The 21,506-nt window shown below is 37.5% G+C and carries 21 protein-coding genes; 15 read left to right on the top strand and 6 right to left on the bottom strand.

Features of this window, described 5'->3' with window-relative positions; genetic code table 11:
• Positions 1 to 131: 131 nt before the first annotated feature.
• The 9 genes from ACSHZO_RS09660 (at position 132) to ACSHZO_RS09700 (ending at position 10,782) form a co-directional block, all read left to right on the top strand.
• A complete protein-coding gene (locus ACSHZO_RS09660; protein ID WP_298247229.1) occupies positions 132 to 2,567 on the top strand; it encodes a DUF5916 domain-containing protein in 2,436 nt (811 codons plus the stop codon).
• Positions 2,568 to 2,618: 51 nt separating this feature from the next.
• Positions 2,619 to 3,299 (top strand): ABC transporter ATP-binding protein, encoded by a 681-nt coding sequence (locus ACSHZO_RS09665; protein ID WP_298247230.1) that lies wholly within the window; start codon positions 2,619 to 2,621, stop codon positions 3,297 to 3,299.
• Complete coding sequence (locus tag ACSHZO_RS09670) at positions 3,296 to 4,066, top strand: TIGR02757 family protein (RefSeq protein WP_298247231.1); 771 nt, start codon at positions 3,296 to 3,298, stop codon at positions 4,064 to 4,066. The genes ACSHZO_RS09665 and ACSHZO_RS09670 overlap by 4 nt, the downstream gene beginning before the upstream one ends.
• A gap of 56 nt (positions 4,067 to 4,122) precedes the next feature.
• Positions 4,123 to 5,340 (top strand): GAF domain-containing sensor histidine kinase, encoded by a 1,218-nt coding sequence (locus tag ACSHZO_RS09675; protein ID WP_298247232.1) that lies wholly within the window; start codon positions 4,123 to 4,125, stop codon positions 5,338 to 5,340.
• A 61-nt stretch (positions 5,341 to 5,401) separates the two neighbouring features.
• On the top strand, positions 5,402 to 6,604 hold the full coding sequence (locus ACSHZO_RS09680) for a sensor histidine kinase (RefSeq protein ID WP_298247233.1): 1,203 nt from the start codon (positions 5,402 to 5,404) through the stop codon (positions 6,602 to 6,604).
• A 44-nt stretch (positions 6,605 to 6,648) separates the two neighbouring features.
• Entirely contained in the window at positions 6,649 to 8,550 is a 1,902-nt protein-coding gene (locus ACSHZO_RS09685; protein WP_298247234.1) for a BatA domain-containing protein, read from the top strand.
• Positions 8,547 to 9,800 (top strand): dihydroorotase, encoded by a 1,254-nt coding sequence (locus tag ACSHZO_RS09690; RefSeq protein ID WP_298247235.1) that lies wholly within the window; start codon positions 8,547 to 8,549, stop codon positions 9,798 to 9,800. Before ACSHZO_RS09685 ends, ACSHZO_RS09690 begins: the two co-directional genes overlap by 4 nt.
• Positions 9,801 to 9,802: 2 nt before the next feature.
• Positions 9,803 to 10,126, top strand: a complete 324-nt coding sequence (locus ACSHZO_RS09695; protein ID WP_298247236.1) for a hypothetical protein — start codon at positions 9,803 to 9,805, stop codon at positions 10,124 to 10,126.
• Positions 10,126 to 10,782, top strand: a complete 657-nt coding sequence (locus tag ACSHZO_RS09700; protein WP_298247237.1) for an alpha/beta hydrolase — start codon at positions 10,126 to 10,128, stop codon at positions 10,780 to 10,782. The genes ACSHZO_RS09695 and ACSHZO_RS09700 overlap by 1 nt, the downstream gene beginning before the upstream one ends.
• Here the strand turns inward: ACSHZO_RS09700 and ACSHZO_RS09705 are convergent.
• Together ACSHZO_RS09705 and ACSHZO_RS09710 are read right to left on the bottom strand one after the other, a co-directional pair.
• A complete protein-coding gene (locus ACSHZO_RS09705) occupies positions 10,779 to 11,270 on the bottom strand; it encodes a hypothetical protein (RefSeq protein WP_298247238.1) in 492 nt (163 codons plus the stop codon). The genes ACSHZO_RS09700 and ACSHZO_RS09705 overlap by 4 nt on opposite strands.
• A gap of 1 nt (position 11,271) precedes the next feature.
• Positions 11,272 to 12,033, bottom strand: a complete 762-nt coding sequence (locus tag ACSHZO_RS09710; protein ID WP_298247239.1) for an MBL fold metallo-hydrolase — start codon at positions 12,031 to 12,033, stop codon at positions 11,272 to 11,274.
• Positions 12,034 to 12,137: 104 nt separating this feature from the next.
• On the opposite strand from ACSHZO_RS09710, the gene ACSHZO_RS09715 reads away from it, so the two are divergent.
• Complete coding sequence (locus ACSHZO_RS09715; protein ID WP_295179167.1) at positions 12,138 to 13,598, top strand: TonB-dependent receptor; 1,461 nt, start codon at positions 12,138 to 12,140, stop codon at positions 13,596 to 13,598.
• A 77-nt stretch (positions 13,599 to 13,675) separates the two neighbouring features.
• On the opposite strand, the gene murA is transcribed toward ACSHZO_RS09715, so the two are convergent.
• The 3 genes from murA to ACSHZO_RS09730 form a co-directional block, all read right to left on the bottom strand.
• Complete coding sequence (gene murA / locus ACSHZO_RS09720) at positions 13,676 to 14,989, bottom strand: UDP-N-acetylglucosamine 1-carboxyvinyltransferase (RefSeq protein WP_298247240.1); 1,314 nt, start codon at positions 14,987 to 14,989, stop codon at positions 13,676 to 13,678.
• A gap of 12 nt (positions 14,990 to 15,001) precedes the next feature.
• Complete coding sequence (locus ACSHZO_RS09725; protein ID WP_295179163.1) at positions 15,002 to 15,649, bottom strand: DUF4290 domain-containing protein; 648 nt, start codon at positions 15,647 to 15,649, stop codon at positions 15,002 to 15,004.
• 101 nt (positions 15,650 to 15,750) lie between these two features.
• Positions 15,751 to 16,044 carry a DUF493 family protein gene (locus ACSHZO_RS09730; protein WP_295179161.1) on the bottom strand — a complete coding sequence of 98 codons (294 nt, stop codon included), beginning with the start codon at positions 16,042 to 16,044 and terminating at the stop codon, positions 15,751 to 15,753.
• A gap of 80 nt (positions 16,045 to 16,124) precedes the next feature.
• On the opposite strand from ACSHZO_RS09730, the gene ACSHZO_RS09735 reads away from it, so the two are divergent.
• The 5 genes from ACSHZO_RS09735 (at position 16,125) to ACSHZO_RS09755 (ending at position 20,650) form a co-directional block, all read left to right on the top strand.
• On the top strand, positions 16,125 to 16,658 hold the full coding sequence (locus tag ACSHZO_RS09735) for an ATP-binding protein (protein WP_298247241.1): 534 nt from the start codon (positions 16,125 to 16,127) through the stop codon (positions 16,656 to 16,658).
• 5 nt (positions 16,659 to 16,663) lie between these two features.
• Positions 16,664 to 18,568, top strand: a complete 1,905-nt coding sequence (locus ACSHZO_RS09740; protein ID WP_298247242.1) for a RecQ family ATP-dependent DNA helicase — start codon at positions 16,664 to 16,666, stop codon at positions 18,566 to 18,568.
• Entirely contained in the window at positions 18,561 to 19,511 is a 951-nt protein-coding gene (gene fmt, locus ACSHZO_RS09745) for a methionyl-tRNA formyltransferase (protein WP_298247243.1), read from the top strand. Before ACSHZO_RS09740 ends, fmt begins: the two co-directional genes overlap by 8 nt.
• Positions 19,512 to 19,696: 185 nt before the next feature.
• Positions 19,697 to 19,969 (top strand): HU family DNA-binding protein, encoded by a 273-nt coding sequence (locus ACSHZO_RS09750; protein WP_006990442.1) that lies wholly within the window; start codon positions 19,697 to 19,699, stop codon positions 19,967 to 19,969.
• 120 nt (positions 19,970 to 20,089) lie between these two features.
• Positions 20,090 to 20,650 carry a YqgE/AlgH family protein gene (locus ACSHZO_RS09755; RefSeq protein WP_298247244.1) on the top strand — a complete coding sequence of 187 codons (561 nt, stop codon included), beginning with the start codon at positions 20,090 to 20,092 and terminating at the stop codon, positions 20,648 to 20,650.
• On the opposite strand, the gene ACSHZO_RS09760 is transcribed toward ACSHZO_RS09755, so the two are convergent.
• On the bottom strand, positions 20,651 to 21,496 hold the full coding sequence (locus ACSHZO_RS09760; protein WP_298247245.1) for an aminotransferase class IV: 846 nt from the start codon (positions 21,494 to 21,496) through the stop codon (positions 20,651 to 20,653).
• Between the last annotated feature and the right edge of the window lie 10 nt (positions 21,497 to 21,506).

Below are 21,506 nucleotides of genomic sequence, written 5' to 3' on the forward strand. Positions count from 1 at the left end.
TTTGTTTATCAAATTTAAGGTCTAATTAAACAAGAAATACCTTGTTTAACGGGAATTTAATGAAAAACTTTGCCGATAAAATTTTAGCATTTACTTTTACGTAAATATCAATATTGAACATTCATCAATAAATGTCGAAAAAATACTGGCTGCTTTTCATTATTATCATCAATTGCAGCATTTTATCCTCACAAAATTCAGAAATTAGGAAAAATTACGAGTCAACTCGAATACAGGAAGCTCCAAAGATCGATGGACTAGCTTCGGAAGAAGTATGGAAGAAAGCTGCTACAGCTGAAAATTTTGTAATGGTTGAGCCTGGAGATGGTACTCCAATTCCCGAATCCCACGCTACAGAAGTCAAGATCTTATATGATGATCTTGCGATCTATATTGCTGCGACCATGAAGGAAAGTGATCCAGATAAAACGATAAGGCAATTTACTCAGCGGGATAATCTTCAACAATCTGAATATTTTTTGATGGACATCAACACTTATGATGATGGTGAGAACCAGACCAGGTTTATAGTAACCTCTGCTGGAACGCAGGCTGATGCCCGCATCACTGGATCTCAGGAGGATTATGGTTATAATGTAGTATGGGAGTCGGCAGTTTCCCAGGATGCAAATGGTTGGTATCTTGAAATGAAGATCCCTTATTCTGCTTTGAGATTTCCGGAAACTGAAAAACAAAGATGGGGCTTGCAGTTTTCGCGTGAGATCACGCATAGAAATGAAACATATGTCTGGAACTATATCAATAAGTCGGTAGGACAAATGGCACAGTACACAGGTTTACTTACTGGGATTAGTAATATTGATCCCCCTGTTCGCCTGAGTCTGTATCCATTTATACAATCTGCTTTTGACTCCTTTGACGGCAGTGATGATTTTAGTTTCAACGCCGGAATGGATCTGAAATATGGTATTAATGATTCCTTTACCTTGGATATGACTTTAGTGCCAGACTTTGGACAGACAGCTTATGACGAAGTTGAATTGAATCTGGGTCCTTTTGAACAGATCTTTGGTGAGAACCGCGCTTTCTTTACTGAAGGAACTGAGCTTTTTAATAAAGGAAATTTATTTTATTCCAGAAGAGTTGGGAGTACTCCTATTGGTTTCAACACGGCCCAAACCAATAGACTTGATAGCGAGGAAATTATTGAAAATCCGAGCAGAACAGATCTTATTAATGCGCTGAAAGTTTCAGGAAGAACAGATCGTGGTTTAGGTATAGGAGTCTTTAATGCAATTACCAGCGAAGCGAAAGCAGTATTTCGTGATACTTTAACTGGCAACACAAGGTCCAAGATCACTGAGCCACTTGCCAATTATAATATTGTAGTTCTGGATCAAAGGTTTAATAAAAACTCATCTATAACACTAATTAATACAAATGTTACACGTGATGGAAACTTTAGAGATGGAAATGTGACAGGCTTCCTGTTTGACGTGTACAACAAGGCGAACAGTTTTAATGTTGAAGGACAGGCAAAGATGAGTAACGTCAACCTTCCTGGACAGAATCTTACTGGTTTTGCCTCCTATTTTGCGGCACGTCGTACGAAAGGAAATTTTAGGTATAGAGTTGCTCATGAGTTCGCGAACGAGACTTTCGATATTAACGACCTAGGTATCAACTTTACGAACAATTACAACAATATTTTTTGGGGGACTTCCTACCAGATCTTTGAACCACAGGGTAATTTCAATAATTTTCAAATTAGTCTATACGGCCAGCACCTTCGAAGGTACAAACCAGACAAAACGATTAATACTGGAATGGGCGGAGATTTCTTTGCGATGACTCGCGAGCGTTTTGCTTTTGGAGGGTCTCTGGATTTCAACTCAAAGTTTAGAGATTATTTTGAAACCAGGGCTGAAAATACGTATGTCACCTACAAACCTTTTGCAAGTTCAAGATTTTTTATATCGTCAGATTATCGAAAGAAATTTGCAATTGACTCCAGGATCTCTGTGGAAGAATATTTTGATACAGATTATGCCTATTATGGATTGAGCATTGAACCAAGATTCAGGTTTAGTGACAGGTTCAATATGGTTTATGAGTTTGATTTCGGACTGCAACAAGAACGACCTAGTTTCGTAAACAAAGTAAATAACAATATCATCTTCGGAATAAGAGATCAAAAAACCGTGGAAAATTCTATTCGAGCGAATTATAATTTCAATACAAAACAAGGCTTAAGTTTGAGTGCGAGACAATTCTGGTCTACGGCAAGTTTTGGTGATAACTCCTTCCAGAAATTGATAGCAGAAGGTGAACTTGAACCTACCAGTTATGATACTAATACATTCAGAGATCCAGACGCGAATTTTAATATCTGGAACCTGGATCTAAGCTACCGCTGGCAGTTTGCGCCCGGTAGTGAAGCCGTGCTCCTGTATCGAAACTCGATTTTTAATGAAGATAAACTGAGTGAGCTCAATTATTCAGATAGCCTGGATAATTTATTTTCAAAACCTGCACGGCACAATTTCAGCCTTAGAGTCGTTTATTTTATAGATTACAATAACCTCCGAAACATATTCCGCAGTTAACTTGGGGAATGCGTGTAATTTGGCTAATTTCGGAATGTTTATTTCGCATTCATGATAATCGCAAAGAAGATACATAAATATTACGGAGATCTGCACGTATTGAAGTCGGTAGACCTGCATATCAAGAAGAAAGAAATCGTTTCAATCGTTGGAGCTTCAGGTGCGGGAAAAACCACATTATTGCAAATCCTGGGGACTCTGGACAAACCGGGAAAAGATAAAAATTCAGAACTTCTTATTAATGGTACTGATATTTACGGACTCAAATCCAGAGAACTTTCTAAATTCAGAAACAAGCATATAGGATTCATTTTTCAGTTTCACCAGTTGCTTCCAGAATTTACAGCATTGGAAAATATTTGCATTCCAGCATTTATCCATAAAACTCCAAAAAAGGAGGCTGAAGACCGCGCTATGGAATTACTTGAATTTCTTGGTCTTACAAACAGGGCTTCTCATAAACCTGGAGAATTGAGTGGCGGAGAACAACAGAGAATCGCGGTAGCCAGAAGTCTTATTAACAATCCTGCAGTGATCTTTGCAGATGAACCATCAGGCAACCTGGATTCAGAATCTGCGGAAAATCTTCACCAGTTATTTTTCAGGCTCAGAGATGAATTTGATCAAACTTTTGTGATTGTTACGCATAATGAAGAACTGGCGAATATGGCAGATAGAAAACTTACGATGGTAGACGGTAAAATTGCTCCTGAAATAAAAACCAGTATTTGAAAAAGTCAGAATTAAAAGAATTTCTTGATTTTAAAACGGCTCAGTACAACACACCAGCATTCATTGCGGAGGACCCGGTTAGTATTCCGCATTTATTTCAGAAGAAGGAAGATATTGAGATTTCGGGTTTTCTGGCAGCAACCATTGCCTGGGGAAACCGCAAAAGCATTTTAAAAAATGCTAACCAGATGATGAAATTAATGGATTATGCTCCTTATGATTTTATTTTAAATCATTCAGACCAGGATCTTGAAAGATTCGAAGGTTTTGTTCATCGTACTTTTAATGCGAATGATCTAAAGTATTTTTTAAAAGCACTTCGGAATATTTATCTTGAGCATGGCGGACTAGAGGATATTTTTATCAAATATCAAACTGAAACCGATCTTCAGAATGCCATCCATGAACTAAAAAAGATTTTTTTCGAATTAGCTCACCAGGTAAGAACCGAGAAACATGTAAGTGATCCGCTGAAAAATTCAGCAGCAAAAAGAATCAATATGTATTTGCGCTGGATGATTAGGAAGGATAAGCATGGCGTGGATTTTGGAATATGGGAAACCATTCCTGCAGCAAAACTTAGCTGTCCTTTAGACGTTCATTCTGGTAATATTGCAAGGAAACTCGGAATTTTGCATAGGAAAGCGAATGATGCTAAAGCAGTTAAAGAGCTCGACTTGGAATTGAGAAAAATGGATCCTTTGGATCCCGTTAAATATGATTTTGCACTCTTTGGTCTAGGTGTTTATGAAAAAGATCAGTTATAGTATTTTTAACATCAGTATATTTATCTTTCTTTGTACCTAAAAAACAGGATGCATATATGATAACTCCGGAAAAGCCAGTGAATGAACTTCAAAGACTTGAGTCTCTGCGAGAACTCAACATAATGGATACTCTTCCGGAAGAGGCTTATGATAATATTACCAGGCTCGCTAGTTATATATGTAAAACGCCAATCGCGGTGGTAAATATGATCGATGCCGATCGCAATTTTTTCAAATCCAGTTATGGAACAGATTTGAAAGGTTCCACTCGAGATGTTTCCTTTTGTGGTCATACCATTACAGATCCTGAGAATTTACTGGAAGTTCCAAACGCGTCGAAGGATAAACGCTTTTTTGATAATCCTTTCGTTACTGCAGATACACCTATTAATTACTACGCAGGTATTTCACTACTGGATCCAAAAGGCTATCCTATGGGAACGCTTTGTGTTTATGATTCCAAAGAGCATCATCTGGACGAAGAACAGAAAATGGCATTGAAATCTTTAGGGAAACAGGTGGAGCTTTTACTTGAAACGCGCAGAGCTAACAGTGTGCTTGAAAAAATGAAAGAAGAGCTTGATGAAAGCTATAAAGTATTGCAACAATTTGCGAGCACTGTATCTCATGACCTTAAGATGCCTCTTGCAAATATGATCATTACTGCAGATGTTCTCAAAGCAAAGTATGCTGTGAAATTAGGTGAAGAAGGAGCGAAATATATCTCTTACCTTAAGGATTCCGGGCTTACTCTAAGTGACTATATAAACGGCTTACTTGATCATTATTCCAACGAACACCATAGTGACAACAGTGTAAAAGAATTCTTTTTGAACGATATGCTGGAGGACATTATAGATCTTCTCCAAATCGCGGATAACTGTGAGATCAATCTACCCGATAATAATCTATTGATTGATGGAAATGCCTCAGCTATAGGGCAGATCTTCATGAATTTGATTAATAATAGTCTTAAATACAATGATCAGGAAAAAATAGTGATCGATATTGATTGTACAGAAAACGAACACTTTTTCAATTTCAAAATTAGTGACAATGGGATAGGTATCGCACAGGAACAACAATCTAAAATCTTCGATCTTTTTACTACGGTGGCAAAACAGGATCGTAGAGGTAAGAAAGGTCATGGAATTGGACTTTCCACAGTGAAAAAGCTGGTAAACAGTCTTGGAGGTTCTATTACGGTTAATTCCGAAGAAAATAGAGGTACTGTATTCGAGTTCAGCGTTTTACGACATAACATCCCGGTTTAAGTTTTTATTCTGAAAAAGTTATTTAAATTTAAATAACTTTAAATCAAGAATGTAAGGGGAAATGCAGAAAAATTCAGGCACTTTTAATGAGAAATTAAGGCGGGCCGCTTTAAAGGAATATCAAATTGTAAATTCAGGACCAGACGAAGATTATGATAATCTTACATTCCTGGCCACAGTCGCCTGCGAGGTTTCGGTTGCCAAAATAAACATCGTTGATCGGGATCGTATCTGGAACAAATCTGTACATGGAGCCGAATCTACTGAGGTCGAACGAGAGCATTCTTTTTGTGACCTCACGATCAAAAGTAAAACTCCTATTCTCTGTCTTAAGCGCTCAGAAGATCCCGAAATATTTGAGTCGGCCACAGGATTGTATTCTACTGAATATAGTTTTTATGCCGGTGTCCCATTATATAATCCTGATGGTTATGCTATAGCGGTATTCTGTATTTTCGATACCTTCGAAAAAGAGCTTAGTTCCATGCAGGAAAAAGCGCTGTTAGCCTTATCAAAACAAGCCTTAAAGTTATTTGAATCAAGAAAGCAGAAACAGAAACTTTTTACTGTTCAGAATAAACTGGAAGAAAAGTATAAGGAGTTAGAGAAATTCGCGAGTCTGGTATCGCATGATTTAAAGTCTCCCCTTGCGAATATCATATCACTCAGTGAATTGCTTAAAGATGAAAACAAGGAGAAATTCGATGAAGAAACGAACCAATACCTGCAATTTCTGGTTGAAGCCTCTTATTCTCTGCGGAATTATATTGATGGTATCTTAAGCTTTTATCGCAGTGATCATGTCATCAAAAAAGAAGCTTCTAATGTAAATTTAGGCAAGCTTTTAAAGCCTATCGTAGATCTTTATACGGTTTCCAACAATATTGAGATCAGTTACCCAGAAGATATAGAGTTGACCGCTGTCAACAAAGCAGCGCTCACACAGGTCTTCATGAATTTGATTAGTAATGCACTCAAATACAACGATAAGGATATAAGAACAGTCAGGATCGCTTTCACTTCAGAAGAAGAATTTTACTACTTTGAAGTTATAGATAATGGAAACGGAATTCCTGCGGAAAGATTTGAAAAGATCTTTGAATTATTTGCTACGCTCGATACCGCCGATCGTGATGGAAATGTAGGTAGTGGAATTGGGCTTGCTACAGTGAAGAAGTTAGTGGAATCCATGCATGGGAAAGTGAGTATTTCATCTACCGAAGGTGAAGGAAGTAATTTTAAATTTAGCGTTCCCCGACACTAAAACTTCTGAGTCTTTAGCTATATTTGAGAAACAGCTTTGTTTCTATGCAATTTGAACATCCGGAATTACTGTATGCACTGTTTTTACTTATAATTCCTATTCTGGTTCACCTTTTCAAACTACGCAGATTTCAGAAGCAAGACTTCACCAACGTTAAATTCTTAAAACGTGTCGTTCAGCAGACACGCAAAAGCTCTCAACTAAAGAAGTTTCTGGTTCTTTTCTCCAGATTGTTTCTGCTAGGCTTTCTAATAATTGCTTTTGCCAAACCCTATTTTCCCGCAGAATCTGGAGGCTCCACTAAAAATTTGATCATTTACCTGGATAATTCTTATAGTATGCAACTTAAGAATCAAGATGACGAACTCCTGCAAATAGCCAGAAACCAGCTTCTTGAAAATCTCGATGTTACTTCAGAATATAGTCTGGTCACAAATGATGCCTTTTATACTAAAAAGTCTGGTAATGAATTAAAAGGTATACTTCAAGAGATAAAATATACCTCCACACAATTGGACCTGAAAAGTGTTCTATTGAAAACCCAGCAACTTCGCGAAATTGATTCTTCAAATCTGCTGCTAATTTCAGATTTTCAGAAAATATTTGTTAGTCAAAAAGAAATAGACGTTCCTTACAAAAATATTAGTAGTATAAAACTAACCCCTGAAAGTACCCGGAATTTAAAGATTGATTCTCTTTATCTGGTAAATTCCAAGGCAGGAATTCTTGATATTGAAGTTCTATTATCCGGAAATACAAAAAGAGATGGTTTAATTATATCCATGTATGACGGATCTCAACTCCTAAGCAGGAAAACAATCGATGCCAAAAACACCAATATCAGTACAATATTTTCCATACCATCACAAACCATCCCCAACGGAAAAGTTGTAATAGACGATGAGGGCTTGAAATATGATAATATTATCTACTTCAGTATTTCTGAACAAACCCCAATCAATGTTCTGGCAATTTCTGAAGGTGATTCAAATTATCTACAAAGATTATATACAGAACCAGAATTTAATTTAAAAGTAAGCGAAGCGAATAAAATTGAATATACCGATTTTCAGCAGGCTAGTTTGATCGTTTTAAATGAAGTAAGTGAATTAAGTGCTGCGAACCTGAACAATATCAAACAACGTTCAAACAAAGGTTCCAGTGTTCTATTTATTCCAAATTCAAAAAAGAGCAATGAATTAATTCGGTTTTCAGAGAAATTTCAATTGGGATTCAGGCCTGAATGGAGCGAGGGCGAAAAATTGATTGCTACTATTAACTTTGATCATCCACTGCTGGACAATGTATTTCAAAAGAAGATTCAAAATTTCGAGTATCCCCGAGTTGATGGATATTTCAGTAATATCTCAGGTAACAGTATTCTAAATTTTCAGAACAATGATCCTTTTCTTATATCTAAATCCAATACCTATATTTTTACAGCTCCATTAAATCAGCAAATATCAAATTTTCAGAATTCGCCGTTAATTGTACCTATTCTATACCAGATTGGACTGCAAAGCCTCCCTCCTGCTCAACTTTATTACCAAACCTTAGAATTAGAAGAAATATCTATACCGGCAAAAATTGAACAGGATCATGTGCTTCATCTTACCGGTGTTAACCTGGATTTTATTCCGCAGCAGCAAAGATTTGCAGACCGGGTTTCCATAAGTGTTGGTTCAGAAAATTTGGATGCCGGAAATTATGAAATCAAGAGCCAGGACAATATTATATCAAATTTGAGTTTTAACGAACCTAGAAAAGAGAGTGAGCTCGAATACTTAGATCCGGAGATATTTTCAGTTCAGAATCATGAATCTATAGCACAATACTTTTCCGAAGTAAAAGCAGGAAACGAAAGCAGCTCGCTTTGGAAATGGTTTATTATTTTTGCTATCATATTTCTGGCAATTGAAATGCTATTATTAAAACTTCTGAAATGAAATTACTTCTAAAAGCGGTTACAATTATTGATGAGTCTTCGCCTCTGAATGGGCAAACGACCGACATCTATATCGAGAATGGAGTAATTGCTGAAATTGGGAAAAATATACTAAAGGAGGATGTTAAACATGTAGAGATCGAAGGTTTGCATGTTTCCAGAGGATGGTTTGATAGTAGTGTTTGTTTTGGAGAACCTGGCTATGAAGAAAGGGAGACCATTGAAAACGGACTCGAAGTCGCAGGAAGCTCAGGATTTACAGGCGTTGCACTAAATCCTTATACCAATCCTGTACTTGACCAAAGCGGGTCCATATCTGCCGTAAAATCTAAAAGTTCGGGACACCCGGTAAACCTTTATCCTGTTGGTGCCCTGACCATTAAAAGTGAAGGTATAGATCTGGCCGAATTACTGGATATGCAACAGGCCGGTGCGATAAGTTTTGGAGATTACAAATCACCTTTAAAAAATCCTAATCTTCTTAAGATCGCCTTGCAGTACGCGCAGAATTTTGAAGCTTTAATACAAAGTTATCCTCAGGAAAATCGAATTGCGACTAACGGTATGGTGAACGAGCATGAGCATAGTACTGCCCTTGGCCTGAAAGGTATCCCGAATCTAGCTGAAGAACTTCAGATCATCCGCGACCTATATATTCTCGAATATACTGGTGGAAAACTACATATTCCTACAATTTCATCGGCAAAGTCGGTTAAACTTATAAGAGAAGCAAAGAAAAAAGGGCTGGATGTTTCCTGTAGTGTGGCGATCCACAATCTGCTTCTTACAGACAAAATGCTATCGAACTACGATGCCAATACAAAGGTTCTACCTCCATTGCGAACTCAGGTAGATAATGAAGCACTAATACAGGGATTGAAAGACGGCACTATAGATATGGTTACTTCAGACCATAATCCAATAAACGTGGAAAATAAAAAAGTGGAATTTGATAATGCATTGTATGGTACTATTGGGCTTGAATCGGCTTTCGGCGCCTTGCAAACTATTTTTACTACTGAAGAAACCATCAAGTTTCTAACTTCCGGAACAGAGCGCTTTAAGCTTGAAACATCAAAACTTGAAAAAGGTAATCCTGCCAATCTTAGTCTATTCCTGCCAGATGTAAACTATACCTTCGGAAAGAACGATATTCTATCTACTTCTAAGAACAGCATCTTTCTGGATAGTCAATTAAAGGGAAAAGCTGTTGGAATTGTAAACAATTCAGGATTAATTCTAAGATCATAAACATGAAAACAGAAGGTAACGCAAATACCAGTGCAATTATCTCTTATATCACTATTGTAGGAACCATAATTGCCTATTTCATGAATATGGAAGAAAAGAATGAATTTGCTAGTTTTCATATAAGGCAGGCATTTGGGATCAACATCACCTTTTACCTTATTGGAGCTCTAATGGGACTATTTGACCAGGTGTTTATCATAGGAGCCTTCTACCTGTTTTTTATAGTACTTTGGGGTTACGGAATTATTACAGCAATACAGGGTCAAACCAAAGAAGTACCGATTCTTGGTGCCTTATTTCAAAAATTTTTAAGTACAGTTAAGTAATGCAAGACAATTTTGTTTTAGATCATATTATAAGAAAACCTAAAGTAAGCGTTGAAAATGCGCCTGCGCTTATCCTCTTACATGGCTACGGAAGCGATGAAAACGATCTTTTTTCATTTGCAGAGGAAATGCCAGAGGAATTATTTATAATTTCAGCTAAAGCGCCCTATCCAATGCAACCATTTGGAAACGCGTGGTATGCTATACACTTTGATAACGAGAATGGAAAGTTTAGTGATGATATACAGGCTATTAAGTCAAGAGATACGATCGCTACTTTTATTGATCAGGTTATCGAAAACTACCCTGTAGATGCTTCGAAGATCAATCTTTTAGGTTTTAGCCAGGGAAGTATCTTGAGTTATGCCGTGGCGTTGACTTACCCGGAAAAGATCGATAATGTGATTGCTCTTAGCGGTTATATCAATAAAGAAATATTCGGGCAGGATTACCTCAAAAATGATCTTAGTCAGCTATCTTTCTACTGCTCGCATGGATCTGAAGACCAGGTGATTCCTGTAGACTGGGCTCGCAGAACAAAACCATTCTTGGAAAACCTTGGCGTAGATTTTACTTATTCTGAATTTCCAGTCGGCCACGGCGTTGCTCCACAGAATTTCTTTGAACTCAAAGAATGGCTTCAAAATAGACTCTAATATTTAGGATATAGGAATGATTTCTCAGTATTAAATACCGGAGTCCCGTCTTCCTGAATAGTGTAAGTTAAGAACACTTCCCCCCAGTAAGATCCATCGGTAAAGTCGGCAATGATCCATTTATGGTTAAGCACTTTGATCTTATTGATCCTCATGGAACCTTCCATACCAGCATGTGGAACCAGAGGATTATCATTTGAAGCGCTGTTCTTAGAAATGATCGCATCTTCGATTTTTGTGATAAGTCCCTCGGTCTCTATTCCGTTATTCTGAAAGTAAGTGATTGCATCTTCATTATCCTTCAAATTGAAGTAATCCTCTGTTGCCATAGATTGTTGCTCTTGATTGAGTTCTACTTCAGAAAGCTTATCTTCAAGCTGCTCGATCTTTTCCTGCTTTGAATCCAGAATTCTTTTATCATTTACATAAATAAATATGCAGAATAATAAGGCGAAGATGAACAGATACATTAGGATCTTGCTACGCATGCTAAATTTCAATTTTTAAGTTGTCATATGCGAGATGAACGTTTTCGGGAAGTTCTTCCTCGACTTCCGCATGAAATCCCAGCATATGACTTATGTGTGTAAAATATGTTCTTTCCGGCTTCACCATTTCTACAAACTTTAGAGCTTCTTCAAGATTGAAATGTGAATGATGTGGCTCTCTTCTTAATGCACTTACTACCAGAACTTTTAAATCCTTCAGTTTGGCGATCTCTTTTTCAGAAATCGTTTTAATATCGGTTAGATAGGCAAAATCTCCCAGTCTGTATCCAAATACCTGTAATTTATTATGTTTAAAATCTACAGGTATAACATTCAAACCTTCGAATTGAAACTTCTCATTACGCACTACATTCTCAATAACTGCAGGAGCTCCAGGATATCGATCTTCCGAAGTAAAAATATAATCGAACTTTTTTCTTAGCGAATCTAAAACTCTTTGATGTGCGAAAATAGGAATGTCTCCCTGCCTGAAAAAGTATGGTCTTATGTCATCCAGACCGGCAGTATGGTCATTGTGTTCATGTGTATAAAAAATAGCATCCAGTTTTTTCACATTATTGGCGAGCATCTGCTGTCTAAAATCTGGTCCACAGTCAATCAATATATTTTTTCCTTTCCAGCTAACCAATACAGAGACACGAAGCCTTTTATCGCGAGGGTCATCGCTGTAGCAGACCGGGTGATCCACCCCAATTATTGGTATACCTTGTGATGTTCCAGTACCTAAGAATGTAACTTCCAAATGCTGTTATTTTTGACACAAAAGTAAATATATTTTTTTGTATGCCTACCGCTTTTAGTACTTTTGGAGTACGCAATTAACAATGCTTACCTAAACAATAAAATATGCCAATTACCATAATGGGCGATAAGGAATTTGAAAATGTTCCTTCTATTAATAGTAAGGCCCTGCGTATCAATCTTAACGAAAATATCTACGGAACTTTTTCTGAAATTGGTGCCGGGCAGGAAACAGTGCGAAACTTCTTTCGTGCTGGAGGTGCATCTGGAACCATCGCTAAGGCCATGAGTGCCTATGACAAGGATTTTAGTGACGCGATCTATGGAGTTGAAGATGACAGGCGATATGTTACTGAAGCAAGGCTGAAGAAAATGCTGTCTCACGAAACTCATCTTATTGAAGAGCGTATTTCTCGTGAAAAACATCCAAATAAATTATTTTTTACTTACGCCAATACTGTTGCTACCATAGATTTCGCGAAGAAATACAAAGGTCATGGTTGGGTAGGAATTAGATATCAAGTAGATCCTAAAGAAGATTATAATGAGATCCTGCTACACGTACGATTTCATGAGAATGACGCCCGTCACCAGCAAAACACCTTAGGAATACTAGGTGTTAACCTTATTTACGGCGCTTATTACAAGTACGATAATCCAAAAAAACTACTACGTTACCTGTATGATCATATAGATAAAGATCAGATCGAGATTGATACGATCAATTTCTCGGGTCCTCGTTTTGAGAATGTGGATAACAGGCTAATGAGCTTACAGCTGGTCAAGAATGGAATGACCGATGCGGTAATGTTCGGACCTGATGGAAATAATGTACTTCCTGCGAAAATACTTTACAAAAAGAATATTCTTGCGCTGCGTGGTAGCTTTAGACCTGTTACCAAGGTAAACATGGATATGTATGAAAGATCTAAAGAATTATTCTTCAACGAGAGTAAGGTTTCTGAAGAAAATACTGAGATCATTTTCGAAATCACACTATCCAACTTGAGAGCTGAAGGAGAGATCGATGAGCGTGATTTCATGGATAGAGCTGAACTTTTATGTTCATTAGGACAAACAGTTATGATCTCTAACTTCCAGGAATACTTCAAGGTAGTAGAATATTTCTCCAGATACTCTAAACAGCGTATGGGCCTTACCATGGGTGTTCAAAATCTTGTGGATGTATTTGATGAAAAATACTATAGACATCTAAGCGGTGGTATTCTTGAGGCCTTCGGAAAATTATTCTTTAAAGATCTTAAGGTGTACTTATATCCACTGAAAGACGAGGAAACTGGTGAACTTACTACCAGCGAAAATCTGAAAGTACACCCAAGAATGAAAGAATTATTCAAGTTCTTTAAATATAATGGACGTGTTGAGGATATCAAGAATTATAATCCAGATACGCTGAATATATATTCTCGCGAAGTATTAAAAATGATCAGCGAAGGGAAAAGTGGCTGGGAAGATATGCTTCCGGAAAAAACAACAAAAATGATCAAGGAGCAAAATCTTTTTCATTATAAGGAACATAAGGAACAGGCGAAGTCAGAAGTCTAATCTGAATACATAAAGCATAAAAAAAGCTGTTCTAACGAACAGCTTTTTTTATACTTTAATTTCCGAGGGAAAAACCGTTAGGCTATTCTGGTGATCTTCGCTCCTATCGCTTTTAACCTCTCTTCAATATTTTCGTAACCTCTGTCAATTTGCTCGATGTTGTGTATCGTTGAAGTTCCTTTGGCTGAAAGTGCAGCAATCAACAAGGAAATTCCAGCTCTAATATCTGGAGAGGTCATGGTAGTAGCCTTTAACTGAGATTGAAAGTCATGGCCAATTACCGTGGCTCTATGTGGATCACAAAGTATGATCTTCGCTCCCATATCTATAAGTTTATCTACAAAAAACAACCTGCTTTCAAACATTTTTTGATGTATCAATACGCTTCCTCTTGCCTGAGTTGCGATTACAAGGATGATACTCAAAAGATCTGGGGTAAACCCTGGCCACGGAGCATCACTGATGTTCATGATCGAGCCATCAATAAAGCTCTGTACCTCATAACCTTCAGAATGTTCAGGTATAAAAATATCGTCACCTTTTCTTTCGACAGTAATTCCCAGTTTCCTGAAGGTCGTCGGGATGATGCCCAACATATCCCAGTTCACATTCTTGATAGTGATTTCACTTTTGGTCATTGCGGCAAGGCCAATCCATGATCCAATTTCGATCATATCTGGAAGAATTGTATGCTCACAACCTCCTAGCTTCTCTACACCGTCTATGATAAGCATATTGGAGCCTATTCCACTAATGTTTGCACCCATACGGTTCATCATTAGGCATAATTGCTGTAAATACGGTTCGCAGGCTGCATTATAAATGGTCGTTTTTCCTTTTGCAAGAACAGCAGCCATTACAATGTTGGCAGTTCCGGTTACTGATGCTTCTTCCAGTAACATATAACTTCCGGTTAAACCTTCAGGAGCTTCAACTCCGTAAAATCGTTCTTCTTTATTATATCTGAAATCGGCACCCAGCTTCATAAAACCTTCAAAGTGAGTATCGAGTCTGCGTCGACCAATTTTATCGCCACCAGGTTTAGGAATAAAACCTTTTCCAAATCTTCCCAGCATAGGCCCTACGATCATGATAGAACCACGAAGTCCTCCTCCATCGATCTTGAACTGTTCACTATTCAGGTGCTGCATGTCCAGATCATCACTTTGAAAGGAATAACTTCCTTTACCCAGCTTTTCGATCTTAACACCAAGATTTTTTAGTAAGTTGATTAGTTTATTAACGTCCAGTATATCTGGAATGTTATTGATAACCACCTTTTCATCGGTTAACAATACTGCACATAAAATTTGCAGCGCCTCGTTTTTTGCTCCTTGAGGTTGTATTTCCCCGCTCAAACGATGACCGCCTTCTATTTGAAATGTTCCCATTAAAGAAAAATATTAGTGGCGTTTACGACCAGGCTTACGGCCGCCGGTATGTTTTTTGTTTTTCGAGTATTTCTTCTTGTTGGATCCGCTTCCGCGAATAAGTTCTGAAGCCTGGGTTAGATCCTCATCAGCATTTTTGAGATTGATCTTTCCACCACTCAATTCTTTCAAATGATTAATGATGACTTCATCATCTACAGAATCACGATTCCAGTTCAGGTAAGATTTTTTCATGTGATTGGCGATAGTCATCACCAGGGCATCTTTGAAATCCCCTTCTTCCTTATCTTTTGCCGCATCGATCATGCGCTTGATATTGTTTCCGTAGAACCTGTACTTGGGATTATTCTCTGGATAATCAAGCATTTCGGGACGCTCTGTAAGCATTTCCCTCGTCGGTTTTGGAAAAGGAGACTCAACATCCAGCTTAAAATCACTTATTATAAATAACTGATCCCATAATTTATGCTGAAAATCTGGCACATCACGAAGATGCGGATTCATATTACCCATTACAGCAATAATTGAATTAGCAACTTTGTTACGTTCTTTATCATCTTCGATTTCTACAGCATGTTCGACCATTTTCTGCAAATGTCTGCCATATTCAGGAATGATCAGTTTACTCCTTTCAGAGTTATATTCTAAAGCGTTTGTCAAAATTGAGATTTAATTAGGTAATTTAATAGAAGTTTTCTCCTGCGTGCAAAATACTAAATATTCAGTAAGAATGACAAGAAAATAGCGCAATTGTGCGATCTTTAAAGAGAAATAACCCCTTCAACTTTATCAGCCACCTCTTTATATTTTTCAATCACATGATCAGGATCTTTCATCCTAACATTAATGGAAACACTGGTATATGTTCCTTTTTTAGATTGTTTGGTATTGATGACAGCTCCCATGTTATCAAATATATCCTCAACCTGTGTTACCTTCTCCCCTTTTGTAGGAACAATAAATTTGTAAAGATATTCTGCAGGCCACATGGCAGTATCCTGAAGCTGTTTTTTAAGTTTTGCGTAAAATTCCTCCGGATTTGTCGAATCACTCATAGTTTTCTCCTTCTTTTATCACAAAGATACAAGGAAAGACAACATTTTTATAATCAAATTCATTTACCGAAATTTGCCGGGTGAAAACTATGAAAATTGTTATTACCGGTGGACCCGGTACTGGAAAGTCTTCCATTATACACGAACTGGAAGCTAAAGGAGAAAACTGTATCCATGAGATCTCCAGGCAGGTAACCCTTGAAGCACAAAGAGATGGTATCGATCAGCTCTTCCTGGAGCAGCCCTTGCTATTCAGTGAAAAATTACTTGAAGGGAGATTAAATCAGTTTAAGGAAGCTTCTAATTCCTCAGCAAATCGCATCTTTCTAGATCGTGGATTGCCCGATGTTGTTGCCTATATGGATTATTTTAACACTGTTTATCCCGAGATATTTAATGCGACCTGTAAGGAGCATACCTATGATAAAGTTTTTATCTTACCACCATGGAAGGAGATTTATAAAAGCGATAATGAGCGTTACGAAACCTATGAAGAAGCGATAAGAATTTCAGAATATTTGTATGACACTTACAGACGCTTTGGCTATAGTCCTATTGAAATTCCTAAATCAAGTGTGGCAGAAAGAACTAAATTTATACTGAACCAACTATAAATCTTTTGCAAACGGAAGCTTTAAAAATTCTAGAAAAATATTGGGGCTTCCAGAAATTCCGGCCTTCACAGCTGGAAGTGATCGAGGCTATCCTCGATGGTCAGGATACGCTGACCTTATTTCCTACCGGTGGTGGGAAATCTATCTGTTTCCAGGTACCAGCGATGATAAAAGAAGGAATTTGCGTGGTAGTATCACCGCTAATTTCTTTAATGGAAGACCAGGTACAGGCTCTTCAAAAAAAGAATATCAAAGCGATGGCTATTACTGGCGGAATTTCTTATGCCGATCTGGATAGAAACCTTGACAATTGCATCTTCGGAAATTTTAAATTTTTATATCTCTCTCCAGAAAGGCTTCAGCAGGATATTGTTAAAGAACGACTGAAGCAAATGAACGTGAACCTGATTGCTGTAGATGAAGCACATTGTATTTCTCAATGGGGACATGATTTCAGGCCAGCGTATCGTAATATTTCAGAAGTTCGAGAAATTATACCTGAAGTACCTGTGGCAGCATTTACGGCTACGGCAACAAAAATGGTAGTGGAAGATATCTGCGAGCAGCTTCAGTTGAAGAACAGGGCAGTATTTAAGAAATCATTTGAAAGAACCAATCTGTTCTACGAGGTTGTCAAAACTGAAGATAAATACTTTCGATTAACGAGGCTACTGGGAAATGATTCTGCCATTGTTTATGTAAGAAGCAGAAATGCCACCCGGGAGATTACAGACTTTCTTAATAAGAATGGGATTACGGCCGCTGCATATCATGGCGGAATGAAAAAGGAGGACAAAACTGCAAAGTTTAGATCATGGATGAACAACGATACCAGTGTAATGGTTGCAACAACTGCCTTTGGAATGGGTATTGACAAACCAGATGTTCGTACCGTTGTGCATATTGATCTACCTGAAAGTTTAGAAAGCTATTTTCAGGAAGCAGGAAGAGCAGGAAGAGATGGAGAGATTTCTAAAGCCGTTATACTGACCAATGCTGGCGACATTCCAGTTCTAAGGAATCAGTTTATAAACAATCTCGCGTCTGTTGAAGATGTCAAATTTATCTATAGAAAACTAAACGCTTATTTCAGCATAGCATATGGTGAAGGTGAAAATCAGGTGTATGATTTTAATTTTGCCAGCTTCTGTAATCAATATCATTTAATTTCAGGTAAGACCTATAACGCGTTACAACTTTTAGATCGTTGCAGTGTCCTTAGACTGTCTCAGCAGTTTCAGAAGAAAACTGAAATAATGATAAAATTAAGCGGGGATCAACTGGAAATTTATCTTGATGACAATCCAAAATATGCGCACCTTTTAAGAACTCTGTTAAGAAACTATGGTGGTGTATTTGATAACCTGGTCAACTTTAATATGTCATCTGTAGCCGAGAAAGCAGATCTCCAGGAAAATGAATGTCTGAGCTTTTTTGAAGACTTACAGCAACAGGAAATCATAGAGTTCTCGATTGCCAAACATGACGCCTCTATCACCTTTCTGGTACCCAGGGAAGATGAATCCACTTTAAATCCTGTTTCTGGATTTATAACCAAATACAATAGAACAAAAAGAGAAAAGATATCGGCGGTGCTCGATTTCGTCCAGAATGACCAGGTTTGTAAACAAATACAGTTGCTGAAGTATTTTGGAGAAACTAAGCCTGAAAAGTGTGGCAGGTGTTCGGTTTGCAATGCTGAAACTGATGGTTTAAGTCGTGATGAAATGAATGAAATTTTTCTGGCGCTACAAAAATTATTAAAATCCAGGGCATTAGACACTAAAGAGATATCTTCTCTATTAAACTATAAAGAATCCTCTATTCTAAAGGTAATACGGTTACTGGTAGAGCGAGGCATTTTACAAAAAACGATAACTAACAAGTACAAAATATCAATAAATGACTGATCTCAGAATAGTATTTATGGGAACTCCGGAATTCGCCTTGAAAAGCCTTGAAGCAATTCTTGAAGCCGGCTATAATGTCGTTGGAGTGGTTACTGCTCCAGATCGACCAGCTGGCAGAGGAAGAAAGTTAAGAGAAAGTGCCGTAAAGACTTTTGCTGTTTCTAAAGATCTTAAAGTTCTACAACCTACTAATCTTAAATCTGAAGAATTTCAACAAGAGTTAAAGCAAATCGATCCAAATGTGCAGGTAGTTGTAGCATTTAGAATGCTGCCTAAATCTGTATGGGACTATCCTGAATTTGGCACTTTCAATTTACATGCGAGCTTATTACCTCAATACCGGGGAGCTGCTCCAATTAACTGGGCGATTATGAATGGTGAGAAAGAAACTGGAATATCCACTTTCTTCCTGGATGAAAAAATTGATACCGGCGCCATGATCATGCAGGAATCTGTTATTATCGGGGAACATGAAAACCTGGAGAACATACACGATAGATTGATGAACAAAGGATCAGGGCTGGTTGTAAAAACATTAAAAGCTATCTCTGAAGGAACTACCAAGCCAATAGCACAGAAAGACTCCGCAATGCTTAGAGAAGCGCCAAAATTGAATCGCGAGAACACCAAGATCAATTGGGATAAACCTTTAAATGAAATATACAATCATATACGCGGACTCAATCCCTACCCTTCTGCCTGGTGTTATTTAGATAATGGTGATGCGCAGGAACAGACTGTAAAGATCTACGATGTAATTAGCCATAAAGAAGAACATGATCACTTCTACGGAAAGGTCCTAATTAAAGAAAAGCAATTGCTGGTTGCTGCGCATGGCGGTTTCATTGAAATTAAACAGATCCAATTGCCTGGAAAACGTAAAATGGAAACTCATTCACTTTTGAATGGCTTTAAATTCTCAGAAAAAGCGAAAATGCGCTGAACCCTTATTAATGCTGATTTGGTTGCATTTTAATAAAAAACAATTATCTTTATTAACAAATCAACCGAGTTATCAACAAATACAGGCTTTTCCCTTGTCATTACTTGCGTGGACGGGAAATCCGTATAAATTTGTAAACCAGTTTAACAGAATGTTTAACCAACAATTAATTTAAAATTCAAATTATGAACAAAACAGATTTAATCGACGCAATGGCTGAGAATGCTGGAATTTCTAAAGCAGCAGCTAAAAAAGCACTAGAATCTTTTCTAGAAAACGTTGAAAAATCTCTTAAAAAAGGAGATAGAGTATCATTAGTAGGATTTGGATCTTGGTCTGTATCTAAAAGAGCTGCTCGTGAAGGAAGAAACCCACAAACCGGAAAAACTATCAAGATCGCTGCTAAAAACGTAGTGAAATTTAAAGCCGGAGCTGATTTACAAAAAGCTGTGAACTAATAATTTGCATTGTAAATATCATAAGCCTTCCCTTAGGAAGGCTTTTTTTATCTAAAATATTTAGATATGTATTGCATTTTTAACAGAAAAAATATAGTTTAGTTCTAAAGACTGCTACAAATGATTGCGTTGAAACCAACCAAGGGCCATCTTCTCGTTGCAGAACCATCCATAATTGGAGATGTCTCTTTTAATCGCTCGGTGGTTCTACTTGCCGACCATTCCGAAAACGGATCGGTTGGATTCATCCTGAACAAAATTCTTGATTTCACACTTAAAGATCTTATCCCGGAAATCAAGGGGAATTTTGAAGTCTATAATGGAGGTCCCGTAGAACAGGATAATCTGTATTTTATACATAAAATCCCAGATCTTATCCCTGATAGTATTGAGATCGCTCATGGAATTTACTGGGGTGGTAATTTTGAAGCTGTTATGGAACTTATCTCTAAAGATCTAATTTCAGATAAGCAGATAAAGTTTTTCTTAGGATATTCAGGCTGGGATGCACAGCAACTTGATGATGAGTTAAATTCTCATTCCTGGGTGGTCACTGCAAACGAGGATAACAAGGACCTTCTTGAAAAGCCCTACTCTTCCTTCTGGAAGGATAAAATGCTGGAATTAGGCGGTGAATACATGTTATGGTCAAACTCACCAGAGAACCCTTCTTACAACTAATTAGCCCAACCTTGCTTTTACATTTAACTTACTAAGCAGGCTTTTAGCTACAGTCGACTCGTAGTGTTTCTTACGATATTTCGACACCGGCTGAATACCAACCGCAATATTAGTGATAAAGAGTTCATCAGCTTTTTGTAATTCGAAAGGCGAAATTGAAGCTTCTTCTAATTCGTAATCTTCAGTTTTTTTGATAATCTCCAGTAATTGTTTCCGAATGATTCCGTTTAAAACACCATCTGTAAGTGGTGGCGTTTTGATTTTGGAACCTGAAACTAAAAATAGATTACCATTCAGAGCTTCGACTACGCTCTTTTTCTCATTAAGAAGCAAACAGTTGTGGTAATCATTTTCTTTAGCATAAATGCTTCCCAAAACATTGACCGCACGGTTATTCGACTTGATCGTTGATAACAGTCCGCTACCCACATAATGATCTTTAAATAATTCGATCTCGTAATCCTCTGTATTTAATAAGTAAAACGAGTTCTCCATTTCCACTACGGTCATCACATAAGCGATCTCTCTGGTTGCAGGTGTATAAAAACCACCTTCTTCACGGTATACGGCGAATCGTACTCTTGCAGCTTTTTCATTAAGATCATTTTTCTCAACGATGCTAACAATTTCTTTCTCCAGGAATTCTGGTGAAAAGCTGGATGGGATTTCCATTCTCATAATTCGCATGGAAGCCATCATTCTAAAATAATGGTCTTCCCAGAACATTATTTTTCCATTAATAACTCTTATAGTTTCGAAAACTGAATCTCCATAAGCAAAACCCCTGTTGAGAACTGAAAGATTAGCTTCTGAATCCTGAACTATATTTCCATTTAAATTGATCATAAAAAAACCC

Origin of the sequence: Christiangramia sp. 3-2217-3z (assembly GCF_051195275.1) — a bacterium.
Classification (GTDB): Bacteria; Bacteroidota; Bacteroidia; order Flavobacteriales; family Flavobacteriaceae; genus Christiangramia; species Christiangramia marina.